The organism is Subtercola frigoramans (assembly GCF_016907385.1).
Classification (GTDB): Bacteria; Actinomycetota; Actinomycetes; order Actinomycetales; family Microbacteriaceae; genus Subtercola; species Subtercola frigoramans.
Map to the genome: position 1 here is coordinate 3,485,853 of NZ_JAFBBU010000001.1, position 23,694 is coordinate 3,509,546.

Genomic DNA, 23,694 nt, shown 5'->3' on the forward strand with positions numbered 1-23,694 from the left:
GCTGATGCGCCGAGGTGCGCGCGGTGCGCGCGGCTCGATTCGGCGCAGCGGCCTCACGAGAGCGCGCGGAAAGAACTTATAGGCTGGCGGCATGCGTGTTGCGACCTGGAATGTGAACTCGATCCGTGCCCGCGTGGGCCGCGTCGCCGATTGGCTGGTGCGCGAAGACATCGACGTGCTCGCCATGCAGGAGATCAAGTGCCGGGAGACGCAGTTTCCCTACGAGCCGTTCACCGAAGCCGGCTACGAGGTTGAACTCCACGGCCTCAACCAGTGGAACGGCGTCGCCTTCGCGAGCCGCCTCCCGATGGAGGACCTCACGGTCGGCTTCGAGGGTGTACCCGGTTTCGGCAAGCCCGACAGCGATGGGGCCCTCCCCTCCGAGGCGCGTGCGCTCGGTGTCACCGTGAGCGGGGTGCGGTTGTGGAGCCTCTACGTTCCGAACGGCCGCGAGCTCGGCGACCCGCACTACGACTACAAGCTGGCCTGGTTGAAGCAGCTCGCTGCGGAGACCCGCGGGTGGATCGCCGATCATCCGGAACAGCCGTTGGCGCTGATGGGCGACTGGAACATCGCCCCCCTCGACACCGACGTCTGGGACATCTCGGTCTTCGAGGGCAGCACCCACACTTCAGCGCCCGAGCGTGCTGCCTTTGCCGAATTCGAGGCGCTCGGGCTGAGCGATGTGGTTCGCCCCCTCGTGCCGACCGGGTACACCTACTGGGACTACAAGCAGCTGCGCTTTCCCCGCAACGAGGGCATGCGAATCGACTTCATCATGGGTTCGGCGCCGTTCGCCTCCCTGGTGACCGATGCCCGCATCGACCGTAACGAACGCAAAGGTGATGCACCGAGCGACCACGTGCCCGTCGTCGTCGACCTCGATGTCGACACCGAAGACGACGATGACCGGCCGATGGTCTTCTGACCCGCGGATACCGCTGCTCGTGCTCTCACGACCTCCAACTGCTCAGGCTGGTGCCAGCAGTGCCGAGATCACCAGCAGCACGGGGAGCGACGCGATCGTGGTGACCAGCACGGTATCGCGCGCGAGAACGACACCCACGTCGTAGCGGAACGCATAGTTGAAGATGTTCTGGGCCGTGGGCAGTGCCGCCAGAACAACGACCGCGAACAGGTGCACACCGTCGAGCTGAAAGACGTAACGCGCCAGGAGCAATGCCACGACCGGCATCAGCACGCTCTTGAGCAGTGCGGCGGTGACGATCTCTGTGCGCCCCGCGCCTGCCCGGAGGGGGCGCTGCCCGGCCAGCGACATTCCGAAGGTGACGAGCACGAGGGGTACCGCCGCACCACCGACCAGGATGAAGGGCTGCAGCAGGGCATCCGGAATCTGCCACCCGCTCGCGGCAACGATGAAGCCTGCAAGCGAACCGAGAATGATCGGATTCCGCACGGGTTGCAGCAGGATCGACTTCACCGACAGTTGGCCCCGGGTCGACACGTCGAGCAGGGCGAGCAGGATCGGCGCCATGACGATGACCTGGAACATCAGCAGGGGCGCCACGAACTGGGCACTGCCGAGAACGTAGACCGAGACCGGCAGGCCGATGTTGTTCGCGTTGGCGTACGAGGAGGCAGCCGCGCCGATCGTCGTGTCGGCTATGCCCCGGCGGAAGAAGATGCGCGAAAGCACGACGTAGGCGAGCGACGACGCGGCCACGGCACCGATCGACACCACCAGGAACGATGAGAAGATCACTCTCAGGTCGGCTTTCGCCAGCACACTGAAGAGCAGAGCCGGGCTGGCGATGAAGAAGACGAATCGATTCAGCACTACCGGGGCATCGGAGGGCAGGATCCTGATGCGCTGGATGACGTACCCCACCACGATCACGAAACCGATGATCGCAAAGCCCGTCAGCACGCCGCCCATGCGCTAGTTCGCCGCAGCAGAGGCTGCAGGATCCGGCATCGCGGTGGCCGAAGTAGCCGAGTCTGAACCAGCGGAATCGCACACAGCTGATACGCCCGGCGACGGCATCGGCATAGGCATAGGCGTAGGCATAGGCGACGCTGCTCGCGATGCGGTCACTACTTCGACCCCGACCCGGGCTCCACGCCCATGGCCGCAGTCAGTGCTGACTTCAGATACGGTGCCAGTGTCGTCGCGAAGGTGTTCGTGAGGTGATCCTGGTCGCGGTAGACGTTCGCCCCGCCGATCACCGCGAAACAGTCTGTCGCACTGCAGAACGTGCTGCTGAAGTCGAGCAGCATCACCTTGTCACCGGCCGCAGCTGACGATGCAACTGCCATCGCAACCGGCGGGTCTGCGACGAGAGCATCTGCCCTGGGTTCGACGCAGTCGACGGACGCTGCTGCCGGCGTCGTGGTGCGAAGGCACTTGTTCGGATCATCGGCCCAGACAGGGTTGTCCACCATGGTCACGACCGGGGTGCCCTTCGCCGTCACTTCGGCCCACGCGCCACTGAATCCGATGGCGAGAGCCGTCCCGTCACGCGAACCTCCGGGCGACGTCGCATCGGCGAGCGCAGCCGTGAAGACGACGTCGAACGGCTGCACGGCGGCGAGCTCGGTCGACAGGTGTGCACGCCAGGTGGCGCACGACGCCGAGAAGGCATCGTTGCCGGGCAGCGGGTCAGTGCTCCACGGGCATCCGCCCTTGATGTAGGTGGTCAACGCCCAGCCGTTGTCGTTTGCGAGCTGGATGAACGGCTGAAGCAGCGCGAAGGCGTGACTGTCGCCGATCAACGCCACACGCTTCGCCGCCGGGTCGCTCGAACCGAAATGGCAGGCGAACAGCGCAGAGTCGTTCAGTGTGACGAGGCACTCCGGGTGACTCGGGCGATCGGCGTTGCCGAAGCCGGGCGACGGGATGATCGTGTCGGCCAGCGCCGGGTTCACGCAGCCAGGCGTGGTCGGCGCGGGCGCGGGCAGCTGTGACGTCTCTGGGAGACCAGCAGCACTGTCGATGATCACGGTGCCGTCTGCCGCGGCCGCAGCCACGGCAGCGCTCGCACCGAACCCGCTCACGACAGCGCCGGGCCCGGATGCGGCACCGAAGCACTCGGGCGGGCTCGCGACGGTGGCCGCCAGTTCGCTCGCGGCCGCGTCGTACTTGGGCTGCTGCACCGCCCACACACCGCCGATCACCAGGGTCATGACGCCCATGCCGGCCACCATCATGCCGAAGGTGCGGCGGGGCCTGCGCGCAGGGGAAGCCCAGAACTGCCAGCGCCGCGCGGGGTCTTCGACGAACTTCTTCGTCAGCCACGCCAGCACGAAGGCGAGCGCGAACAGGGCTACCCGGTTGTAGATCGACAGCCCCCAACCCGGAACGAACGGCGCGATCACAATCAGCGGCCAGTGCCAGAGGTAGAGCGAATACGAAATGTCGCCGATGAACCGCGGCACCCGCATGCTCAACACCCGGCCACTGTCGTACCACCGCGTGGAGCGGTGGGCAACGATGATCGCAGCGGTTCCCAGCACCGGCAGCAGGGCGGCGTAACCGGGGAACGGCGTGTTGCGGTCGAAGGTGAACCCCGCATACAAGAGTGCGACGATGCCCGCATACCCCAGCGCGTTGCTGAGCCAGCCGCGGGTCGGCCGCAACCGGGGCAGTAGGGCCAACAGTGCCCCGACCCCGAACTCCCACACCCGGGTGTAGGTGACGAAGTAGGCCGAAGCGGGGTCGTTCTTCGTGTACACCACAGACAGGACGAACGACAGGATGCTCGCCGCCGCCACCAGCGTGATCATGGCGTTCCACCGGCCGTTGGCCGCGAATCTCGCTCCGAGGGCTGAACCCAGACCCGGGCTGGTACCGGGAGCGCTTGAAGCGGGCGCACCGGTGCGGGACTTGCGCAGCCGGTTCACCCCGAACGCCGAGGCGCCCAGGAGCAGGATCGGCCAGACCAGGTAGAACTGCTCTTCGAGCGAGAGCGACCAGTAGTGCTGAACGAGAGACGCGTCGTTCGACGCGGCCAGGTAGTCGACCGAGTTCGCTGCGAGCGCCCAGTTCTCCACATAGAACGTGCTCGCGATGATCTCGCGTACGTTCTCGGTGAGGGCGCTCAGCGGCATCACGACGAGCAGGGCGATCGCACTGAACACGAGCACGAGCAGCGATGCCGGCAGAAGCCGCCTCACACGCTTTGCCCAGAAGTTCGGCAGTCTGATGCGGTCGGTGCGCTCGAGCTCCCGTGAGAGCTGCTGCGTGATGAGAAAACCGGAGATCACGAAGAAGACATCGACACCGATGTACCCGCCGGTCAGGCGCCCCGGCTCGAAGTGGTAGATGACGACCAGGAGTACCGCGATCGCGCGCAACCCCTGGATGTGCGGCATGAAATGCGAGGGAGCGGAGGTGGTGCCGGGTGTGCCGAGGGCGGTGCCCACACCGGACCTGCCGTGCCTGCTCGAGGTTTTCATATCGCCCCATGGTACTTCGGCGCATCCTGACGTATCCTCCGACCCGGCGTCGGTGCACAATTCGACCGGCTCCCCTCGGTTGTGGAGGAGCTGTTCTGCTCGAACAGTCGGAGGCCTATCCTGTGACTATGAAATTTCGCACGACCCTGCGGGCCAGTGGCAAGACGGCCACGGGAATCCATGTACCGACAGACGTCTACGAGTCGCTCGGCACCGCCAAGCGTCACGCCGTGAACGTCACGATCAACGGGTATTCCTACCGCAGCACGGTGACGCCCTATCGCGGCGAGATCATGCTGCCGGTCAGCGCTGAGGTGCGCTCGGGGGCAGGAATCGCGGCCGGCGACGAGATCGACGTCGACCTCGTGCTCGACGACCAGCCTCGCGAAGTGACCGTTCCTGACGATTTCGCCGCTGCCCTCGACGCCGAGCCTGCCGCCCGCACCTTCTTCGACTCGCTCTCGTACAGCAACAAACGCCGACTCACCGTCTCGATCGACGATGCCAAGACACCCGAGACCCGCCGGCGGCGCATCGAGAAGTCCGTGGCCACTCTCGCCACGGGATCCCTCTAGCGTTCACGCCCGAAGCGTCTCACGGGCTGCAGACGCACTTTAGTCGCTCAAAGCAGCGCGTTCGCGCAACAAAACCTCCAGATCATCACGAAACTGCGGCGGGATCTTGCCTAGGGTCGAGAGTCAGAGGATGCCCGCCAACCCGTGTGGCGCACCTCTGTCATTTCTCGATGGGAGGTTCTCATGTCAACTCGAATCACTGCGCGTCGCTCTTCCCCAGACCGACTCACCGCTGACCAATTCACCACAAGCGCAATCGCTGGCGAACCGGAGGTGGTCGAAGATGAGGCCTCCGGCCACTCGGGCCGAGCATCCATGTCGCCTGCATGGCGCTCGCTGAAATCTGCTGTCACGCTGCTTCGCGCCTTCCAAGAGCCGGACGGCTCCGTGCGTCTCAGGCCCGACACCAAGTCGGGCGCTGAAACACCGAGCGTAGACGCAGACCCACGCGCAGACCCAGAAGCAGTGGTCGACCGCGCGCTTCTCGACGACGTTGTTTCAAGGATCGCAGCGAGCCTGCGAGAACTGGCGTTCGAGTTCGCCCACGATGCCCTCTATCTCGAGGCGAGTGCAGTCGATTTCGAGCGCTGGGCCTCCGAGGGCTATGCCGTTCCCGACTTTCTCGACTCGCTCACCGCGTTCCACCCCGAGCATCACCGGGTCGATGGGCTTAGACACGTCGTCGTCTTTCCGATGTTCACGCAGAACGGCAGTACCCAACGACTCTTCGAGGCTGTTGCGGTCGAGGTCATCTGGCCGGAGTTCGTGGCCGAGCTCGAAGCCGGCGACTACTCGAATGCGCTCTTCGTGCCCATCCGCTTTCTGGACTTCACCGATGGGTACGACACCAACTCGGCGGTGCTCTTCCCCGAAACCGTCGCGATGCGCGCGATCCCTGCCTTCACCTGGGGTGCGATCTTCGCCGACCGCGAAGCAGCCCGGTTCCGGCTCGTGGTGCGCGAAGCCGCGGAGATCACCAGGCTCGAGCTCCCGGCCGCGGCACAGGAGCCGCTCGACGACCAGGAATTGGCCGAAGAGACCTTCGTCATGTGGGACCTCATCCACGACCGCACGCACATGCGCGGGGACCTACCCTTCGACCCGTTCATGATCAAGCAGCGCATGCCGTACTTCCTCTACACGCTCGAGGAGCTGCGCTGCGACCTGACCGCCTTTCGTGAGGCCGTTCGCATCGAGCGCGAAGCGGCCCTGCCCGCCCACACCCTCGAAACCGCGCACCGAGTGCAGTACGCGATCATCTTCGACCGCATCTTCCGATTCGCCCTGACCGGCAGCCGCGTTCGCAACTACGACGGCCTCGGCGGCCAACTGCTCTTTGCCTGGCTGCACCAGCACCGCGTACTGCACTGGACAGACACCCGCCTCACCATCGACTGGCCCGAGGTCGCCGACGTCGTTATCGCCCTCGGCGCGGCGATCGACGAGCTGTACTGGCGTTCGATTGACCGCCCGAAGGTCGCCCACTGGCTCGCCGCCTATGAACTGGTCTCGGCGACCGTCACCCCGAGTCCCTCCTCGGTCTGGGCGAAGGGCCCGGATGCCCTGCCGCTCGACGGCGCACCACGAGGTCTCACCGACGCCGTGTTGCCCGACGAGTTCCCGCTGTCGATGTTCTACGAGGCACTGAACAAGAAGATGTCAGGCGTCATCGAGTCGACGGCCGGAATCACCGCGCTCGACGCGCGCTGACGCGCACCGACGACGCCCGCGCGCTGTGTGGGCGAACCCTGCGCGGGCGCGCGCGGCCGAGACCGGTTCCGCCACGGAATAGTCCACGCTGAATCGCGCGTGCACGCTGCACGCGACACCGCGTGTGGACTATTCCGTGGACGGGCGCCCTGGCGTGAACCCCGTGCCGGGCCACCGATTCGGGGTCTCTCGCCCACGAATCGTCCACCCGTTCATCCACACTCAGTCTCGCGTGCACACAGCTCGCGCGCCGACAGTGTCACATCCGGGCGTTTGCTGCGCCAAATGCAAGAGACGTGCACCTGTCGTGAGAGAGACTGGATGCTGTGACCGACGCAGCCCCCACAACTCCCTCCACTCAACCGACCACCGCGGCACTTCCACCAGGCACACCCGACACCGCGCCAAAGTCAGCCACCGCGGCAGCAGGCGCGCTCTCCTTCGAACCCGGGCAGCGCCTGCACGACCCCGCGCTCCGGGGCTTCGCGTCGGACAACTATGCGGGCGTGCATCCAGAGATTCTGGCCGCCCTCGCCGCGGCCAACGAGGGCCACCAGATCGCGTACGGCGAAGACGTCTACACCGCCCGGCTGCAGCAGGTGATGCAGGGTCACTTCGGCGAACAGGCTACCGCCTTCCCCGTGTTCAACGGCACGGGCGCCAACGTGCTCAGCCTGCAGTCGATGCTGCCGCGCTGGGGCGCCGTGGTCTGCGCGAGCACGGCGCACATCAACACCGACGAGAACGCGGCCCCCGAACGCGTGGGCGGTCTCAAGCTGCTGACCGTCGAAGCGCCAGAGGGCAAGCTCACCCCCGAACTCATCGACCGCGAGGCCTGGGGTTGGGGCGACGAGCACCGCGCGCAGCCCCTCGCCGTGTCGATCACGCAGAGCACCGAGCTCGGCACTCTCTACACGCCGCAGGAGATCCGTGCGATCGCCGACCACGTGCACGATCGCGGCATGCGCCTGCACCTCGACGGCGCCCGCCTGTCGAACGCCGCAGCCTCACTCGGTGTGCCGCTCCGCGAGTTCACCACCGACGCCGGCGTCGACGTGCTCTCGTACGGCGGGACCAAGAACGGCCTGCTCTACGGCGAGGCCGTCGTCGTGCTCGACCCCGCGGCATCCGACGGCCTCAGCTACCTCCGCAAGATGAACATGCAGCTCGCGTCGAAGATGCGCTTCGTTTCGGCCCAGCTGATCGCCCTGCTCGAAGGCGACCTGTGGCTGCGATCGGCTTCACACTCGAACGCCATGGCCCAGCGGCTGCGAGCAGCAGTCGAGCGGATGCCCGGGGTCACGCTGACCCAGCCGACCCAGTCGAACGCGGTGTTCGCCATCGTGCCGCCCGGGGTCGCCGACGCGCTTCGTGAGGTGTTCCGCTTCTACGACTGGAACAACGCCACCGGTGAGGTGCGCTGGATGTGCTCATTCGACACGACCGAGCACGACGTCGATGCCTTCACGGCTGCCCTCGGCACTCTCCTCCCCGCCTAACCCCCTCCCCCCCTCCATCCAAACCGTTGGCTGTACCAACTTCTGCGGCATCGGACGAGGAATAGCAGCAGAAGTTGGTACACCCAAGTGCGGGGCGGTAGGACGGGACCGAGGAACGATACGCTCGCATGGAATATTGTGCGAGAACACATGTTGTACAGAACGTGGCAACGGCGCCTCACCATCACTGGCAGAGAATCCCAAGGAGCCACAACCATGACACTCATCGACACCACTGCGCCCACTCGCACCGCTGAAACCAGCACCCCCATTCTCGACGTTCTGGCAGAGCGCTGGAGCCCGCGGTCCTTCGACCCCACTGCAGATGTCACCGAAGCAGACCTCACCGCAGCCCTCGAAGCAGCCCGCTGGTCGGCATCAGCGGCCAACACGCAGCCGTGGAAGTTCATCGTCGCCCGCCGCGGCACCCCGACGTTCGACCTGATCAACGAGAACCTGATGGGCTTCAACCAGGTCTGGACGCCGAACGCGGCAGTGCTGATCGTCAACGTCGCCGAGGTCATCGACGAGAGCGGCAAGCCGCAGCGCTGGGCCTTGTACGACCTCGGGCAGGCTGCCGCGAGCCTCGCGATCCAGGCTCACGCCGACGGGCTGCATGTGCACCAGATGGGCGGCATCCAGGCTGAAGGACTTCGCACTGCGTTCGGCCTCGACGAGCGGTGGGAGCCCCTGACCGTCACCGCACTCGGCGTGGTCGCCCCCGCTGCCGACCTTCCTGACGAGGCGACGCGCGCCCGTGAGGTTGCGCCGCGCGTGCGCAAGCCCCTCGCCGAGATCGTCGTCGGTCTCTGACCTCAACGCCGGTTGAGGGAGGCGAGCGCGGCGGGCATAGCCCGGCGTATCGAAACCCCCACACGAAACTGGTTTCGATACGCCCCACAGGTGGGGCTACTCAACCGACGGCCAAGGGGCGGGCTGTTACATCGCGTGACGCGGGTGCGGCCGAAGCCTGCCGCGACGAGGTAGCGTCGAACGAGTGTCAGCCACCATCGAGAACCTCCTCAGCGAGAATCGCCTCTATCCGCCGAGCGAGGCGTTCTCCTCCGCCGCGAACGTCGACGCCGGTGAATATGAACGTGCAGCCGCCGATCCCGTCGCCCACTGGGAACAGCAGGCAGATCGCCTCGACTGGCACGAGCGCTGGCACACGGCGCACACCTGGCAGCCCGCCACCCCGCTCTCCCGCGGAGACGCGTGGACGGCGTTTGGCAACGGCAGCGTCGAAAGCGATCCGAGCGCCATCGGCATGGCACCCGCAGACTTCACCGGACTGGATGTCGACGGCGAACCCCTGCTGAGCATCCCGAGCGCCCAGTGGTTCGTCGGCGGAAAACTGAACGTCGCCGTCAACTGTGTCGACCGGCACGTGGGTGCGGGTCGAGGCGACGTGGTCGCAATCAACTTCGAGGGCGAGCCGGGCGACCGCGAGCAGATCACCTACTCCGAGCTTCAGCGCCGCGTGGCGAAGGCCGCGAACGCGCTCACTGCTCTCGGTATCGTGGCCGGCGACCGTGTCGTCGTGTACCTGCCCGTCATCCCCGAGACGATCGTCGTCACGTTGGCGATCGCGCGTATCGGGGCAATCCACTCGCTCGTGTTCGGTGGGTTCTCGGCCGAGGCGCTGAAGTTCCGGGTCGAAGACACGGGCGCCAAGCTGCTGGTCACCAGCGACGGGCAGTTCCGGCGGGGCAAGGCTGTGCCGGTCAAGGCGAACGCCGACGAGGCCGTGGCCGGCCCCGAGAACGGCGTGAACACCGTCGAGCATGTGCTGGTCATCCGTCGCACCGGAGACCTCACACCCGAGCTGCCGTGGACCCCCGGGCGCGACGTGTGGTGGCACGACGTGGTCGACACGCAGCCAGACACACACGAGGCAGAGTACTTCGACTCCGAGCATCCACTGTTCATCATCTACACCAGCGGCACGACCGGTAAACCCAAGGGCCTCGTGCACACCAGCGGGGGCTACCTGACGCAGGCCAGCTGGAGCCACTGGGCCGCCTTCGACGCAAAGCCCACCGACGTCTACTGGTGCACCGCCGACCTCGCCTGGGTCACCGCACACACCTACGTTCTCTACGGCCCGTTTTCGAACGGTGCGACGAGCGTCATCTACGAGGGCACGCCGAACACCCCGCACTCTGGCCGGCACTTCGAGATCATCGAACGGTACGGCGTCACCACGTACTACACGGCACCAACGCTGATCCGCACGTTCATGACGTGGTTCCCCGACCGTTTGCCGGGCGAGTTCGACCTGTCGAGCATCCGGCTGCTCGGTACCGTCGGTGAGGCGATCAACCCCGAGGCCTGGGTGTGGTTCCACGAGCAGGTCGGCGGCGGGCGGGCGCCGATCGTCGACACCTGGTGGCAGTCAGAGACGGGCTCGGCCGTCATTGCGCCGTTGCCCGGCGTCACCACGCTGAAGCCCGGCTCAGCAACGTTCGCGCTGCCCGGACTCACCGCGCGCATCGTCGACGAGCAGGGCGAACAGGTGCCGTTCGGATCAGGGGGCTACCTCGTTCTCGACGGTACGTGGCCGTCGATGGCCCGAACCGTCTGGGGCAACCCCGAGCGATACCGCGACTCGTACTGGCGGAAGTACGCGGCACAGGGCTTCTTCTTTGCCGGCGACGGCGCCAAGTACGACCACGAGGGCTACATCTGGCTGCTTGGGCGCGTCGACGACGTGATCAACGTGTCGGGGCACCGCCTCTCGACCATCGAGATCGAGTCGGCGCTGGTTTCGCACGCGCACGTCGGCGAAGCAGGCGTGGTCGGGGTCACCGACGCGACGACGGGCGAGGCGATCGCCGCGTTCGTGATCCCCTCCCGCGACATCTCGGCTCAGGACGCTGCAGACCCCGCCTTCTGGGCGACCCTCGAGGCCGAGCTGGCCGCCGTTCTGCGCGCGCATGTGACCCGCGAGATCGGCGCCATCGCCAAGCCTCGTGACCTCATCGTCGTGCCGGACCTGCCGAAGACACGTTCGGGCAAGATCATGCGGCGCCTGCTCGGCGATCTGGTGGATGGCCGCCCCCTCGGCGACACGACGTCGCTGCAAGACGAAACCGTGCCTCACCGCATCGCCGCCATTCTTGCATCCAGACCCTGACCCTGCGCGCTGGAGCTATAAGCGAGCATCCAGTGGATGCTCGCCGCGACGCCAGCGCCGACAGAGCTACGCTCTGTCGGGACAACGCGATTGCGATCCACCTCACCGCACCCCGGCCAGGCAAGAACGCAATCGTCGGCCCTCGTTCAAACCGACACGCTATTCGCGTCGGTTCGGCTCAGGGCCGACGATTGCGTTTTCAGTCGAGCGGCACGACCTCCTCGGCCGGCGCAACGGTCAGCCCACTGCCGTCGCCGGCCAACCCCACGTACACCGTCTGCCCGTCACGTACGGCTCCGGAGAGCAGCTGCATCGAGAGCCGGTCGTCGATCTCGTGCTGCATGAGCCGGCGCAACGGCCGGGCACCGTACACGGGATCGTAGCCGCGCTCAGCAAGCCAGGCCCGGGCATCCGGAGTCACAGCCAGCGACAGCCCGCGCTCGGAGACCCGCTGCGCGAGGCGATCGACATACAGCGACACGATCTGGGCCAGGTCGTCGTGAGTGAGAGCCGAGAACACCACAATGTCGTCGAGCCGGTTGATGAACTCGGGTTTGAACGCCTGGCGAACAACGCCGAGCACGAGCTCCTCCTTCGTGGCATCTGACAGCGACTGGTCGACGAGATACTGCGAACCGAGGTTCGAGGTGAGAATCAGGATGGTGTTGCGAAAGTCGACCGTACGACCCTGCCCGTCGGTGAGCCGGCCGTCGTCGAGCACCTGCAGCAACACGTCGAAGACCTCGGGGTGGGCCTTCTCGACCTCGTCCATCAGCACCACAGAGTACGGACGCCGTCGCACCGCCTCGGTGAGCTGCCCGCCCTGCTCGTACCCGATGTAGCCGGGAGGCGCACCGAGGAGCCTCGCGACAGAGTGCTTCTCGCCGTACTCGCTCATGTCGATTCGGATCATGGCGCGTTCGTCGTCGAACAGGAATTCGGCGAGCGCCTTCGCCAGCTCGGTCTTGCCCACGCCGGTCGGCCCGAGGAACAGGAACGACCCGGTCGGCCGGTTCGGGTCGGAGATGCCGGCGCGAGTGCGCCGCACGGCGTCGGCGACCGCGCGCACGGCGGGCTTCTGCCCGATGAGCCGCTTACCGAGTTCTGCCTCGAGGTTCAGCAGCTTCTCGGTCTCGCCCTGGGTGAGCTTGTCGACGGGAATGCCCGTCCAGGCCGCGATGACCGAAGCGATCTCGGCCTCGGTGACCTGGTCGCTCACCATCCGCGGAGTATCGGGGTTCTGTTCGGCGTTCTCAGCCTCGCGCAACTGCCGCTCCATGACGGGGATGTCTCCGTACAGGAGCCGGGATGCCCGTTCGAGGTTGCCCTCGCGCTGCGCCCGTTCGGCTGCCACCCTCGCGGCATCGAGCTGGGTCTTCAGCTCGCCGACCCGGTTCAGTACCGCGCGCTCCTTGTCCCAGCGCTCCTGCAGCACCGTCAGTTCGGCCTGGCGCGTGCCGAGGTCGAGGCGAAGTTTCTCGAGGCGCTGCTTGCTCGCCTCGTCTTTCTCCTTTTTGAGCGCCAGCTCTTCGAGTTTCAACCGGTCGACACTGCGCCGCAGCTCGTCGATCTCGACCGGTGCCGAGTCGATCTCCATGCGCAGGCGTGAGGCAGCTTCGTCGATCAGGTCGATCGCCTTGTCGGGAAGCTGGCGACCGGTGATGTACCGGTTCGAGAGCGAGGCCGCCGCAACGAGCGCGGCGTCGGCGATAGACACCTTGTGGTGCGCCTCGTAGCGCTCCTTGAGCCCGCGCAGAATGGCGATGGTGTCTTCGACGCTCGGCTCACCCACGAACACCTGCTGGAACCGCCGTTCGAGGGCCGCGTCCTTCTCGATGAATTCGCGGTATTCGTCGAGCGTGGTCGCCCCGATGAGCCGCAGTTCGCCGCGCGCGAGCATGGGCTTCAGCATGTTCGACGCTGCGACGGAGCCTTCGCCCCCGCCCGCCCCCATCAGCGTGTGGAGCTCGTCGACGAAGGTGATGATCTCGCCGTCGGCGTCATTGATCTCCTTCAGCACAGCCTTGAGTCGCTCTTCGAACTCCCCGCGGTACTTCGCGCCGGCGACGAGAGCCGCGAGGTCGAGCGAGACGAGCTGTTTGCCCTTCAGCGAGTCGGCGACGTCTCCGGCAACGATGCGCTGGGCGAGCCCTTCCACCACGGCGGTCTTTCCGACGCCGGGCTCACCGATGAGGACCGGGTTGTTCTTGGTGCGGCGCGTCAGAACCTGGCTGACCCGACGGATCTCGGCATCGCGGCCGATCACCGGGTCGAGTTTTCCGCTTGCCGCGATCTCGGTGAGGTTGACGCCGTATTTCTGCAGCGCGCTCTGCTCCTCGTCGCCCTGCTGGCCACCGTTCTGGCCACCCTGCTGACCGCCTTGCGGCATGTGATTTCTCCTGTGTTCCATGAACTCGGGTCTAGAAAGTTGAGTCCTTTGCACTCAACTTTACGCTTTCGTCCGCTAGATTTCCAGTGTTTGAGTGATCATCACCCCGTTATCAGCCGGTTCAACATAAAGTGTTCACAGTGAAGAGTATTTTGAGGCGTGAACTGGGGTCCCCGCTCATCCTTGGCCTGGTGGGGTCTCTCTTCATCGCGCTCGGCTCCCTCGCCGTCGGCTGGCTCGGCCCCGGCTCGAATGTTCGCAGCTGGGCTTTCATCGACGCGCTGCGTTCGAACGTCTTTCTCGTGCACGCCGCCACCATCGTGGTCATCGCGGCCAGCCTGCTGCTGGTGATCGCCTGGCTCAAACTCGGCGTGCAATTGCGATCGAACCCGGCGGATGCCCTGCGGCGCGTCATCGTCGCCGCAGGCGTCTGGGCGGTTCCCCTCATCGTCGCGGTTCCCCTGTATTCGCGCGACCTCTTCGCCTACGTCGGCCAGGGCAGGCTCATGGTGGGCGGCTTCAACCCCTACCTCGACGGCATCTCAGCGATCCAGGGCTGGTTCAACATCGGGGTCGACCCGCTCTGGGCGAGCGCGAAGACGCCGTATGGGCCCGTCTACCTCTGGATCGAGCAGGTGGTCGTCGGGTCGGTCGGCACCTCGCCCATCACCGCCGTTGCCATCTTCCGGCTCATCGCCGTGCTGGGCGTGGCGGGCATCGCCTTCTACGCGTACCGCATCGCACGGCTGCGCGGGCTCGACCCCTCGCAGGTGCTGTGGCTCGTTCTCGGGAGCCCGATCATCATGTTCAACTTCATCGTGGGTGGCCACAACGACGCCTTGATGCTCGCCTTCCTGATCGCCGGCATGTACTACGCCATGATCAAACGGCCGATCATCGGCACCATCCTCGTGACGCTCGCGATCGGGGTGAAACCCATCGCCCTGATCGCCCTGCCTGTCATCGGCATCATCTGGGCGGGCCAGAACCGCACCGTCCGCAGCACAATCAAGTACTGGGTCGCCACGGCCGCGATCTCATTCGCCATTCTGGGTGTGCTCGGTTACGCCATGAATGTCGGGTTCGGCTGGATCTTCACCCTCGCGACCCCGGGGGCCGTGGCCCACTGGTATGCGCCGATCAACATCCTCGCGATCGGGCTCGGCGGGGCGTTCGGGGCCGTCGGCCTCGACGGCGAGATCGGCGCGAACATCATCAAGTACACAGCGATGGCACTCATGGCGGTGATCGTTGTGTGGCTGATGCTCACCAAGCGCAACATCGACCCCATGATGCGCCTCAGCTTCGCGTTCGCTGCGCTGGTTCTCTCCTCAGCGGTCATCCACCCGTGGTACGCCGCGTGGGTCATTGTGCTCTTCGCCGTCTCCGGCGTGCGCGCCGGTCTCCAGACGCACCTCATCGTCTCGGCCTCGATCTTCTTCGCCTGCGTGAGCATCGCCGAAGGCATGGACATCTCCGACGCCGTGCAGGGTGACGTCGGCGCGGCAATCCTGCGAACCGTGATCATCTCCGGCGGGGCCATCGCGCTGATCGCCGCCTACTGCATCCACGAAGACCTGTCGATCGCACTGCTTCGCCAACGAATCCGCGAGGCCAGGCAGCGCTGGGCCGTTTCACGCGCATCGACCGGCACCTCGCGACGTGCGTCCGGGCGTCCTGCATCCCACCCGGCGAAGACCCTCACCAAGCCCTGACGGGCAACGCTCCCTCGGGCGCGTCAGAGGCCGAGCTTGTCGACCCAGTGGCTGAGGAACGCAGCGCCCGCCTCGTCGTGGATCAGGTCGCCCTCGACGATGACCGGGTACGGCTTCTCGAGTATGCCGTCGGAGGGCCGAACATCCACGTGGGCGACCTCGTACCCCGCCGCGTGCAGGTAGTCGGCCATCTTGTAGTCGCTGCGCGAGTCGCCGACGGTTCGCCAGAGCGGCGGCAGGTCGCCCTCTTCGATGAAGTGCGACAGCGCGCGCTCGGCGCCGCGGTCTTTGTCGAGCGTCACCGATTCGACGTCGGTCGAGATGATCGTCGGGTCGATGCGGAACGGGATGTGCCCCGCCGCATTCCTGACCTCGCGGTCGCCGTAGCGCGCACCCAGTCCACGCTCCACCAGGGCGTCGAAGGCGACCTCGTTGTACCGCAATTGGGCACGCTGGTACGTCTCGGCATCGACCGTCGTCAACTGCTCGACAGACACCATGGCGAGCTTGGTCTCGTCGAAGAACATCAGCTCGCTGAACTGCTCGCGAACGACGGCACGGATGCCCGCGGCGAACTCGGCCGGCAACGCCACCGTCTCGTCGACCTGCGTCTCACCAGCACCCTCCGGTCCGACCGTGAACCAGACAGCACCCTTCTCGGCGACCACGAACATGCGCCCCCCGTTCGCCAGGGCTGCGCCGAGCCCCCTGGCCAGCAGCGGCGCGATGACCTGCTCCTTGACGAAGTCGGCTGACCGGCCCGTGATGAACGCAATCGGCACGCCGCCCGCCGTCAGGGTGACGAGGTCGGTGAGGATGCTCGGCAGCACGACTGACCGCGTGACAGGTGAGGCGATGGGCCCGTCGATGTCGAGAAGAAGGCCGAGTGCGGGGGTCGTCATGCCCCCATTCTCCCATCCCCGTCACACGCCGGTTGAGTAGCGGGGCTTAGGGGCGCCAGACCACCACTTCGGTGCGGCGCTGGGCGCGAACCCCACTCTTGAGGCTGACAACATCACCCTCGAGGCCTGCGGCAAACACACGCCGGCCCGGGCGGTTGAGAAGTTCATCGGCGAGGGCGGTCTCGAGCTCGCGCACACGCCTGGCCAGCTGCTGATTGACGTTCTCCAGCTCGAGGATGCGCCTGATGCCCTCGAGTGAGATGCCCTCGGCACCCAGCCGGGCTATCTCTCGCAACTGCATGACATCACGAAGCGAGTACCGCCTCGACTTGCCAGCCGTGCGGCTGGGGCTGACCAGCCCCAGCCGATCGTACTGGCGCAGGGTCTGCGGGTGCATCTCCGCGAGTTCGGCGGCGACCGCGATGGCAAACAGTGGAGCGTTCTCGTCTACTGGCATTGTCATCGCAGGTCACCTCACCGTTCTGTTGGATTCGCGGGCACTGGGCTGGTGGGCTGGCGCCGTTCTTCTACTCGTGCGCCTTGGCCAGGAGTTCGGCACGCGGGTTCTCCTGGGGCTCCAGCGCGTGGAACGCCTCGAGTGCATCGCGTGCCTCCGGCGAAAGGTGCGACGGAACCGCCACCTGAACGACAGCGAGCAGGTCGCCCGTGCCCTTCGGCGTGTCGACCCCGCGGCCCTTGACCCGCAGCACACGGCCGCTGGGTGTACCGGCACCGACCCGCAGTTTCACGGGCTCGCCGCCCAGGGTCGGCACCTCGATTGTCGCCCCGAGGGTCGCCTCGACGAAGGTGACGGGCACGTTGACCCGGAGGTTCAGCCCGTCGCGTTCGAAGATCGGATGCTTCCGCACAGCAATCGTCAGAACGATGTCGCCGGCCTCGCCGCCGTCAGGGCTGGCTTCGCCCTTGCCACGCAGTTTGATCTTCTGCCCGTCAGAGACGCCGGCAGGGATCTTGACCGTGATGGTCTTGCCCTCTGACGTCTGCAGCTTGATGGTGTCGCCCTTGGTCGCGGTGAGGAAGTCCACCGTGGTTCGTGCGGCGACATCACGCCCGCGGGTCGGCCCGCCGTAGCCGCGGAACCCGCCGCTGGGCTGGCCGAATCCGGGCTGGCTGCCACCGAACATGCCGCCGAGAAGGTCGTCGAAACCGCCCTGCTGGTAGGAGTAGCTCGTGTTCGCTCCACCACCGCCACGACCTCCACCGAACATGCCACCGAAGACGTCTTCGAAGCCGCCGCCCTGGCCCTGGCCACCCGCCGTGAAGCGGGCGCCAGAACCCATCGCGCGAATCTGGTCGTACTCCTTGCGCTGTTCGGGGTCGGCGAGAACCGAGTGGGCTTCGCTGATCTCCTTGAACTTCGCCTCGGCGGCAGCGTCACCCGGGTTGGAGTCGGGGTGGAACTGCCGCGCGAGCTTGCGATACTGCTTCTTCAGGTCGGCAGGCGTGACATCTTTCGACACCTCGAGGACTTTGTAGAAGTCCTTGTCGAACCAATCCTGGCTAGCCATTCGGCACCGCTACGACAACCTTCGCCGCGCGGAGCAGCGTCGAACCGAGGTAGTAACCGGTCTCGACGACATCAGAGATGGTCTCGACCTGCACGTCTGCGCTCGGCTGCTGGAAGATCGCCTCGTGCAGCTGGGGATCGAAGGCCTCGCCGGCAGCACCGAAGGGCTTGAGGCCGAAACGCTCGACTCCGGTGCGGAGTTTCGCCGCAATGGAGGCGAATGGCCCCTCGGCGAGGTCGCCGTGCTTCTCAGCACGGTCGAAGTCGTCGAGAACCGGCAGCAGAACCTTCACCACGTCGCCGACCGTTCGTTCACGCTCGACCTCACGGTTGGCTTCGGTGCGCTTGCGATAGTTGGCGTACTCAGCGGTCACCCGCTGCAGGTCGGCGAGACGTTCGGCCGCCAGGTCTACCGCGGCAGTCGCCTCAGCCTCTCCGGCGCTCACAGCATCCAGAAAACTCAGATCGTCGTCGTTGAACTGGTCATCTCCCACGGTCTCCTCTTCTCCTGTTGCTTCTGCGTTCTCGCCCTCACCGGCATCGGTGTGCGTTTCGACATCGGGTCCTTCGGCCTCGATGAAGGCGGCGTCTTCGACGGGTTCGCCCGTCACCGGGTCTGTCGCATCTGCGGCAGACCCGGTAGGGGCGCTGGACCCGGCAGGCGTACCTGTCGGATCGAACGGGCCAGAAGACTCGTCACTGCCGCGGCCTGACTTGTCTTTCTTGCCCATGATTACTTCTGCTCTTTCGATTCTTCGTCGTCGACAACTTCTGCGTCAACGATATCTTCGTCGCTGCTCGCCGTCTCTTCGGCAGGCTGGTCGGCCGCAGCGGCTGCTGCGGCTTCCTCGGCCTGCGAGTTGGCGTAGATGGCCTGGCCGAGCTTCGACTGGCTCTCATTGAGCTTGTCGAATGCGGTCTTCACCGCTTCGTCGTCGTCACCGGCGAGGGCGCTCTTCAGAGCGTCGACATCGGCCTGCACCTCGGTCTTGACCTCTTCGGGCAGTTTGTCTTCGTTCTCTTTGATCAGCTTGTCGATCGAGTAGGCGAGCTGCTCGCTCGTGTTGCGCGTCTCAGCAGCCTCGCGGCGCTTCTTGTCTTCTGCGGCGTGCTCTTCACCCTCACGAACCATGCGGGCGATGTCGTCCTTCGACAGGCTCGAACCACCGGTGATCGTCATCGACTGTTCCTTGCCGGTGCCCTTGTCTTTGGCAGACACGTGCACGATGCCGTTGGCGTCGATGTCGAAGGTGACCTCGACCTGCGGAATGCCGCGCGGAGCCGGCGCGATGCCGGTCAGCTCGAACGTTCCGAGGTTCTTGTTGTCGCGGGTGAATTCACGCTCACCCTGGAAGACCTGGATGGCCACAGACGGCTGGTTGTCGTCTGCGGTGGTGAAGGTCTCGCTACGCTTGGTCGGAATGGCCGTGTTGCGCTCGATGAGCTTGGTCATCATTCCGCCCTTGGTCTCGATACCGAGAGAGAGCGGGGTGACGTCGATGAGCAGAACGTCTTTGCGCTCGCCCTTCAGCACGCCGGCCTGGAGTGCGGCACCGACAGCCACGACCTCGTCGGGGTTGACGCCCTTGTTGGGCTCACGCCCACCGGTCAGCTTCTTGACCAGCGACACGACGGCAGGCATACGGGTCGATCCACCGACGAGTACGACGTGAGCGATGTCGGCGATCGAGACACCGGCCTCCTTGATGACGTCGTGGAACGGCTTCTCGGTGCGGGCCAGCAGGTCTGCGGTCAGCTCTTCGAACTTCGCGCGGCTGAGGGTCTCGTCGAGGTTGGCAGGGCCGTTCTCGGTGAGCGAGAGGTAGGGAAGCTGGATGGTCGTGGAAAGCGATCCCGACAGCTCCTTCTTGGCCTGCTCAGCGGCCTCCTTCAGGCGCTGCTTGGCGATCTTGTCGCCGGAGACGTCGACACCGGTCGAGTCCTTGAAGCGCTTGATCAGGTAGTCGACGACACGCTGGTCCCAGTCGTCGCCGCCGAGGCGGTTGTCGCCGGCGGTCGAACGCACCTGGATGGTCGAGAAGTCGTCATCCTTGCCCACTTCGAGCAGCGAGACGTCGAAGGTACCGCCACCGAGGTCGAAGACGAGGATGAGTTCGTCTTCTTTACCTTTGTCGAGGCCGTACGCGAGTGCCGCAGCGGTGGGCTCGTTGATGATGCGCAGAACGTTCAGCCCCGAGATCTCGCCGGCCTCCTTCGTGGCCTGGCGCTCAGCGTCGTTGAAGTACGCGGGAACGGTGATGACAGCGTCGGTGACCTTGTCACCGAGGTAGGACTCAGCGTCGCGCTTCAGCTTCGCGAGGATTCGCGCGGAGATCTCCTGCGGGGTGTACTTCTTGTCGTCGACCTTGACCGTCCAGTCGGTCCCGATGTGGCGCTTGACACTGGCGATGGTGCGGTCGACGTTGGTGACGGCCTGGCGCTTGGCGGTCTCGCCGACCAGCACCTCTCCGTCTTTGGTGAAGGCGACAACCGAGGGGGTCGTGCGAAAGCCTTCTGCGTTGGCGATGACGGTGGGTTCTCCACCTTCGAGGACGGCGACGACCGAGTTGGTGGTACCGAGGTCGATTCCTACTGCACGAGCCATGTGCTTTACTCCTTCTTGGCCTGTCGGCCGGCTAAAGATGCTCCAGACCCAGATACGTATACTTGAGTCCTATACGCTCAAGTTTACTCACAAGCGATCAGGTGTCAAGTTCGAAGTGCAGAAACTTGAGTAGATGTGACTCAACTTTCAATACACCTTCGGTTTACCCAGAAACTGTACTGTGTGCTCATGACAGCAACGGCGGCAGGCCCGACTGGCCCCACCACGATCATCCCTCGCACGCGAGTTCTGGCCTGGGGACTGTGGGACTGGGGCGGAGCTGCCTTCAACGCCGTGGTCACCACCTTCGTCTTCACCGTCTACCTCACGGGTAAGTCATTCGGCGGGGAGGCCTTCGTCTCAGCCCAGCTCGGCTGGACCCTGGGGGTCGCCGGCATCCTGGTGGCTCTCCTGGCGCCGATCACGGGGCAGCGCTCCGATGTCTCGGGCCGGCGCAAGTTCTGGCTCGCGGTCAACACCTACATCGTCGTCGTAGTCACCGCGCTGATGTTCTTCGTCGAACCATCGCCCAGCTACCTGTGGCTGGGCCTGCTGCTGCTGGCCGTCGGCACGGTGTTCTTCGAGTTCGCCTCGGTGAACTACAACGCGATGCTCACCAGCGTCTCGACGCGGGCGACCATCGGCAAGGTCAGCGGGTTCGGATGGTCGATGGGGTACTTCGGCGGAATCGTGCTGTTGCTCATCGTGTACTTCGGCCTCATCCACCCTGCACCCGACGGCGACAACGGTTTGGCCGTGCGCCTCTCGATGCTGATCGCAGCGGCGTGGCTCGGCCTCTTTGCGCTGCCCGTGCTGATCGCCGTGCCCGAGTACACCGCTCCTGCAGCGAGCCGCCGCGAGAAAGTCAGCTTCTTCGGATCCTACGTGCGCCTCGGGCACGACATCGCGCGGCTGTGGCGCACGAGCCGGCACACCGTCTACTTCCTGATCGCCAGCGCCGTGTTCCGCGACGGGCTGACCGGGGTCTTCACCTTCGGCGGCATCCTGGCAGCCGGCACCTTCGGGTTCTCGGCGGGTGAGGTCATCATCTTCGCGATCGCAGCCAACGTGACGGCGGGCGTCTCGACCGTGGTGATAGGCCGTCTCGACGACCGGATCGGCCCGAAGCCGGTGATCGTGGGCGCCCTGGTGGGGCTGGTCATCTGCGGGCTCGCCGTGTTCTTTCTGCACGACGCCGGCCAGACGGCCTTCTGGGTGTTCGGCCTGGCGCTCTGCCTGTTCGTCGGCCCTGCCCAGTCGGCCAGCCGGTCGTTCCTCGCACGGGTGATTCCTGCGGGCCGCGAGGGTGAGGTCTTCGGCCTCTACGCGACTACCGGCAAGGCGGCGACCTTCCTCGCACCGACCGCCTTCGCCATCTTCGTGACGATCGGCGGCGCACAGTACTGGGGCATCCTGGGCATCGTGCTCGTGCTCGCTGTGGGTCTCGCTGTGCTCATCCCCGTGTCGGCGAAGCAGCCCGAGCTCAGCTGAGCACTGCCCTTCAGACCGCTGGTTGAGTAGCGGAGCGTATCGAAACCCCTCGCAGGCACGCTCCGATCCCAGGATTACTAGGGCGTGTCTCCCAGGCGCTACCCAACGAGCGGCGTGAGGGCCCAGTACCAGATGAGCAGCATGGTCACGAAGAACCCTGTGGCGAAGTTCAGGTAGAGAAAACGTCGCCAGCCGGCGTTGGCGAGCTCAGCATCCGTGTCGGTGATCGACCAGTACGGCAGCACACTCAGGGCATACGGCAGGGCCAGCACGGCCGCGAGAGGCCCGGGCCAGCTCGTCAACAGCATGAGCACGCCGCCGAGCACGTAGGCGAAGAACGCGAAGCACACCGTCTGGCGGCCACCGATGACGGTGGCGATCGAGGCGATGCCGCCTTCCCGGTCGGCCACGATGTCCTGCACCGCGCCGAACGCGTGACTGGCGATGCCCCAGAGAAAGAACGCCGCGAGAATCGCCCACAGTTGCGGAGTGAAGACCGCGCCGGCGAGCACCAGGCCGTAGACGGCCGGGCTCGCGAAGTGTGTGCTCGAGGTCAATGAGTCGACGAACGGGCGTTCTTTGAACCGCAGTTTCGGCGCGCTGTACGCGATCACCGCGAAGACACTGATGGCAAGAACCAGCCACGAAAGGGGCGAGCCCACGAACACGAGATACACGAGAAACGGGATGTTCGTGACCGCCGCGCTCCACAGGGTCAGCTTGTGCAGCGAGCGCCCGAGCACCGCCCCCTCGACACCGCCCTTGCGAGGGTTTCGCAGGTCGGATTCGTAGTCGAACACATCGTTGATGCCGTACATCGCCAGGTTGTAGGGCACGAGAAAGTACAGGGTGCCGAGCACGAAAGTCAGGTCGACCTGGCGGGTGGTCAGCAGGTAGGCGGCCGCGAACGGGAACGCGGTGTTGATCCATGACAGCGGGCGCGACGAGAGCAGCACCTGGCCGAGCTTGCTCACGAGTGCTCCTCGGGGTGGGTCTGGTGTGGGTGGCTGTGTGCGCTTCTCTGGCCTGCAGCAGCAGTGAGCGGCGGTCGAGCTGCCGCACGAGCGGGCATTAGCATCCAGAGCGCGGGCAGCAGCACGGCTGCGCCGATCGCGTAGGCGAAGTCCTCGAGGGGGGCGATGCCGATGAAGGCGCCGGAGATCAGCGCCTGGTTGTAGCCGACCAGCCCGATACCGATCATGACGTTGTCGAACACAGCCGTGATGACGAGCAGCACCGCCAGGGTGACGAGCACCGGCACGACGGCCGGTTTGCGGCGAACGATCCTCGCCACGGCGAACAGCACCACCGCCACCGCGAGAAAGAAGGCGTTCAGGGCCCAGTACGTCACGATGGGCGCCCCGGACGACGGCTGTCGAGGCCGCTCTGGACACGAACAGCGTGCACGTCGCGCTCGCCTCTGCCGATCATCCGCGATACCGCAGCGAACACGTTCATCGTGAGGTAGCAGAGCAGCGTGAGAAAGAAGACTTCTTCCAGCGGCAGCTCGCGCGCGATCACGATTCCGGTCATGAACGCCGTCTCGCCGCGAAAGAAGATGCCGAGGCCGATGCCGGCGACATCCCAGAGCAGAAAGAACAGAACCCCAACCGGGAGAACGATGGATGCCCGGCGAGCGTCGGCCCAGAAGAACAGCCGGAACCGCCGGTCGAGCATCACCATTCCCGTCAGCGCGACGAGCAGCCCGAGCAGGTAGAGAACGGCCAT

General features: G+C 65.6%; 19 protein-coding genes. 8 read left to right on the forward strand and 11 right to left on the reverse strand.

Features of this window, described 5'->3' with window-relative positions:
• Positions 1-91 precede the first annotated feature (91 nt).
• Complete coding sequence (locus JOE66_RS16070) at positions 92-928, forward strand: exodeoxyribonuclease III (RefSeq protein ID WP_205111145.1); 837 nt, start codon at positions 92-94, stop codon at positions 926-928.
• A 42-nt stretch (positions 929-970) separates the two neighbouring features.
• Here JOE66_RS16070 and JOE66_RS16075 read toward each other — a convergent pair whose 3' ends face one another.
• Together JOE66_RS16075 and JOE66_RS16080 are read right to left on the reverse strand one after the other, a co-directional pair.
• Positions 971-1,897 (reverse strand): AEC family transporter, encoded by a 927-nt coding sequence (locus JOE66_RS16075; RefSeq protein WP_205111147.1) that lies wholly within the window; start codon positions 1,895-1,897, stop codon positions 971-973.
• Between the two features lie 158 nt (positions 1,898-2,055).
• Positions 2,056-4,416, reverse strand: a complete 2,361-nt coding sequence (locus tag JOE66_RS16080) for an acyltransferase family protein (RefSeq protein ID WP_205111149.1) — start codon at positions 4,414-4,416, stop codon at positions 2,056-2,058.
• A gap of 128 nt (positions 4,417-4,544) precedes the next feature.
• Here JOE66_RS16080 and JOE66_RS16085 point away from each other — a divergent pair, with 128 nt between their 5' ends.
• The 5 genes from JOE66_RS16085 (at position 4,545) to acs (ending at position 11,336) form a co-directional block, all read left to right on the forward strand.
• The gene (locus JOE66_RS16085) at positions 4,545-4,991 is read left to right on the forward strand and encodes a YdeI/OmpD-associated family protein (RefSeq protein WP_205111151.1); all 447 of its coding nucleotides are present in this window, start codon (positions 4,545-4,547) and stop codon (positions 4,989-4,991) included.
• 183 nt (positions 4,992-5,174) lie between these two features.
• Positions 5,175-6,701, forward strand: a complete 1,527-nt coding sequence (locus JOE66_RS16090) for a DUF6421 family protein (protein WP_372435497.1) — start codon at positions 5,175-5,177, stop codon at positions 6,699-6,701.
• A 458-nt stretch (positions 6,702-7,159) separates the two neighbouring features.
• A complete protein-coding gene (locus JOE66_RS16095) occupies positions 7,160-8,200 on the forward strand; it encodes a threonine aldolase family protein (RefSeq protein WP_205112129.1) in 1,041 nt (346 codons plus the stop codon).
• Positions 8,201-8,416: 216 nt separating this feature from the next.
• Complete coding sequence (locus tag JOE66_RS16100; RefSeq protein WP_205111153.1) at positions 8,417-9,013, forward strand: nitroreductase family protein; 597 nt, start codon at positions 8,417-8,419, stop codon at positions 9,011-9,013.
• A gap of 184 nt (positions 9,014-9,197) precedes the next feature.
• Positions 9,198-11,336, forward strand: coding sequence for an acetate--CoA ligase (acs, locus tag JOE66_RS16105; protein ID WP_205111155.1), 2,139 nt, complete (start codon positions 9,198-9,200; stop codon positions 11,334-11,336).
• A gap of 199 nt (positions 11,337-11,535) precedes the next feature.
• Here acs and JOE66_RS16110 read toward each other — a convergent pair whose 3' ends face one another.
• Positions 11,536-13,725 carry an ATP-dependent Clp protease ATP-binding subunit gene (locus tag JOE66_RS16110; RefSeq protein ID WP_205111157.1) on the reverse strand — a complete coding sequence of 730 codons (2,190 nt, stop codon included), beginning with the start codon at positions 13,723-13,725 and terminating at the stop codon, positions 11,536-11,538.
• Positions 13,726-13,865: 140 nt separating this feature from the next.
• On the opposite strand from JOE66_RS16110, the gene mptB reads away from it, so the two are divergent.
• The gene (mptB, locus tag JOE66_RS16115) at positions 13,866-15,440 is read left to right on the forward strand and encodes a polyprenol phosphomannose-dependent alpha 1,6 mannosyltransferase MptB (protein ID WP_205111159.1); all 1,575 of its coding nucleotides are present in this window, start codon (positions 13,866-13,868) and stop codon (positions 15,438-15,440) included.
• Positions 15,441-15,463: 23 nt separating this feature from the next.
• Here mptB and JOE66_RS16120 read toward each other — a convergent pair whose 3' ends face one another.
• The 5 genes from JOE66_RS16120 to dnaK all read right to left on the reverse strand — a co-directional run bounded on the left by JOE66_RS16120 (position 15,464) and on the right by dnaK (position 20,475).
• Complete coding sequence (locus tag JOE66_RS16120; RefSeq protein ID WP_205111161.1) at positions 15,464-16,342, reverse strand: Cof-type HAD-IIB family hydrolase; 879 nt, start codon at positions 16,340-16,342, stop codon at positions 15,464-15,466.
• A gap of 46 nt (positions 16,343-16,388) precedes the next feature.
• Positions 16,389-16,805, reverse strand: coding sequence for a heat shock protein transcriptional repressor HspR (locus tag JOE66_RS16125; protein ID WP_205111163.1), 417 nt, complete (start codon positions 16,803-16,805; stop codon positions 16,389-16,391).
• A 64-nt stretch (positions 16,806-16,869) separates the two neighbouring features.
• Positions 16,870-17,871, reverse strand: a complete 1,002-nt coding sequence (locus JOE66_RS16130) for a DnaJ C-terminal domain-containing protein (protein ID WP_205111165.1) — start codon at positions 17,869-17,871, stop codon at positions 16,870-16,872.
• A complete protein-coding gene (locus JOE66_RS16135) occupies positions 17,864-18,601 on the reverse strand; it encodes a nucleotide exchange factor GrpE (protein WP_205111167.1) in 738 nt (245 codons plus the stop codon). The genes JOE66_RS16130 and JOE66_RS16135 overlap by 8 nt, the downstream gene beginning before the upstream one ends.
• 2 nt (positions 18,602-18,603) lie before the next feature.
• On the reverse strand, positions 18,604-20,475 hold the full coding sequence (gene dnaK, locus JOE66_RS16140; protein ID WP_205111169.1) for a molecular chaperone DnaK: 1,872 nt from the start codon (positions 20,473-20,475) through the stop codon (positions 18,604-18,606).
• Positions 20,476-20,664: 189 nt separating this feature from the next.
• On the opposite strand from dnaK, the gene JOE66_RS16145 reads away from it, so the two are divergent.
• Positions 20,665-21,966 (forward strand): MFS transporter, encoded by a 1,302-nt coding sequence (locus tag JOE66_RS16145; protein WP_205111171.1) that lies wholly within the window; start codon positions 20,665-20,667, stop codon positions 21,964-21,966.
• A gap of 98 nt (positions 21,967-22,064) precedes the next feature.
• Here JOE66_RS16145 and JOE66_RS16150 read toward each other — a convergent pair whose 3' ends face one another.
• The 3 genes from JOE66_RS16150 to JOE66_RS16160 are packed head-to-tail and all read right to left on the reverse strand — an operon-like array spanning position 22,065 to position 23,694.
• Positions 22,065-22,940 carry a prenyltransferase gene (locus JOE66_RS16150; RefSeq protein ID WP_205111173.1) on the reverse strand — a complete coding sequence of 292 codons (876 nt, stop codon included), beginning with the start codon at positions 22,938-22,940 and terminating at the stop codon, positions 22,065-22,067.
• Positions 22,937-23,317 carry a lycopene cyclase domain-containing protein gene (locus JOE66_RS16155; RefSeq protein ID WP_205111175.1) on the reverse strand — a complete coding sequence of 127 codons (381 nt, stop codon included), beginning with the start codon at positions 23,315-23,317 and terminating at the stop codon, positions 22,937-22,939. Before JOE66_RS16155 ends, JOE66_RS16150 begins: the two co-directional genes overlap by 4 nt.
• Entirely contained in the window at positions 23,314-23,694 is a 381-nt protein-coding gene (locus JOE66_RS16160; protein WP_205111177.1) for a lycopene cyclase domain-containing protein, read from the reverse strand. The genes JOE66_RS16155 and JOE66_RS16160 overlap by 4 nt, the downstream gene beginning before the upstream one ends.

Coding starts and splice junctions, on each gene's coding strand:
- JOE66_RS16070 (WP_205111145.1), top strand. CDS start 92: ATGCGTGTTGCGACCTGGAATGTGAACTCGATCCGTGCCCGCGTGGGC.
- JOE66_RS16075 (WP_205111147.1), bottom strand. CDS start 1,897: ATGGGCGGCGTGCTGACGGGCTTTGCGATCATCGGTTTCGTGATCGTG.
- JOE66_RS16080 (WP_205111149.1), bottom strand. CDS start 4,416: ATGAAAACCTCGAGCAGGCACGGCAGGTCCGGTGTGGGCACCGCCCTC.
- JOE66_RS16085 (WP_205111151.1), top strand. CDS start 4,545: ATGAAATTTCGCACGACCCTGCGGGCCAGTGGCAAGACGGCCACGGGA.
- JOE66_RS16090 (WP_372435497.1), top strand. CDS start 5,175: ATGTCAACTCGAATCACTGCGCGTCGCTCTTCCCCAGACCGACTCACC.
- JOE66_RS16100 (WP_205111153.1), top strand. CDS start 8,417: ATGACACTCATCGACACCACTGCGCCCACTCGCACCGCTGAAACCAGC.
- JOE66_RS16110 (WP_205111157.1), bottom strand. CDS start 13,725: ATGCCGCAAGGCGGTCAGCAGGGTGGCCAGAACGGTGGCCAGCAGGGC.
- JOE66_RS16120 (WP_205111161.1), bottom strand. CDS start 16,342: ATGACGACCCCCGCACTCGGCCTTCTTCTCGACATCGACGGGCCCATC.
- JOE66_RS16125 (WP_205111163.1), bottom strand. CDS start 16,805: ATGACAATGCCAGTAGACGAGAACGCTCCACTGTTTGCCATCGCGGTC.
- JOE66_RS16130 (WP_205111165.1), bottom strand. CDS start 17,871: ATGGCTAGCCAGGATTGGTTCGACAAGGACTTCTACAAAGTCCTCGAG.
- JOE66_RS16135 (WP_205111167.1), bottom strand. CDS start 18,601: ATGGGCAAGAAAGACAAGTCAGGCCGCGGCAGTGACGAGTCTTCTGGC.
- dnaK (WP_205111169.1), bottom strand. CDS start 20,475: ATGGCTCGTGCAGTAGGAATCGACCTCGGTACCACCAACTCGGTCGTC.
- JOE66_RS16145 (WP_205111171.1), top strand. CDS start 20,665: ATGACAGCAACGGCGGCAGGCCCGACTGGCCCCACCACGATCATCCCT.
- JOE66_RS16160 (WP_205111177.1), bottom strand. CDS start 23,694: ATGGCCGTTCTCTACCTGCTCGGGCTGCTCGTCGCGCTGACGGGAATG.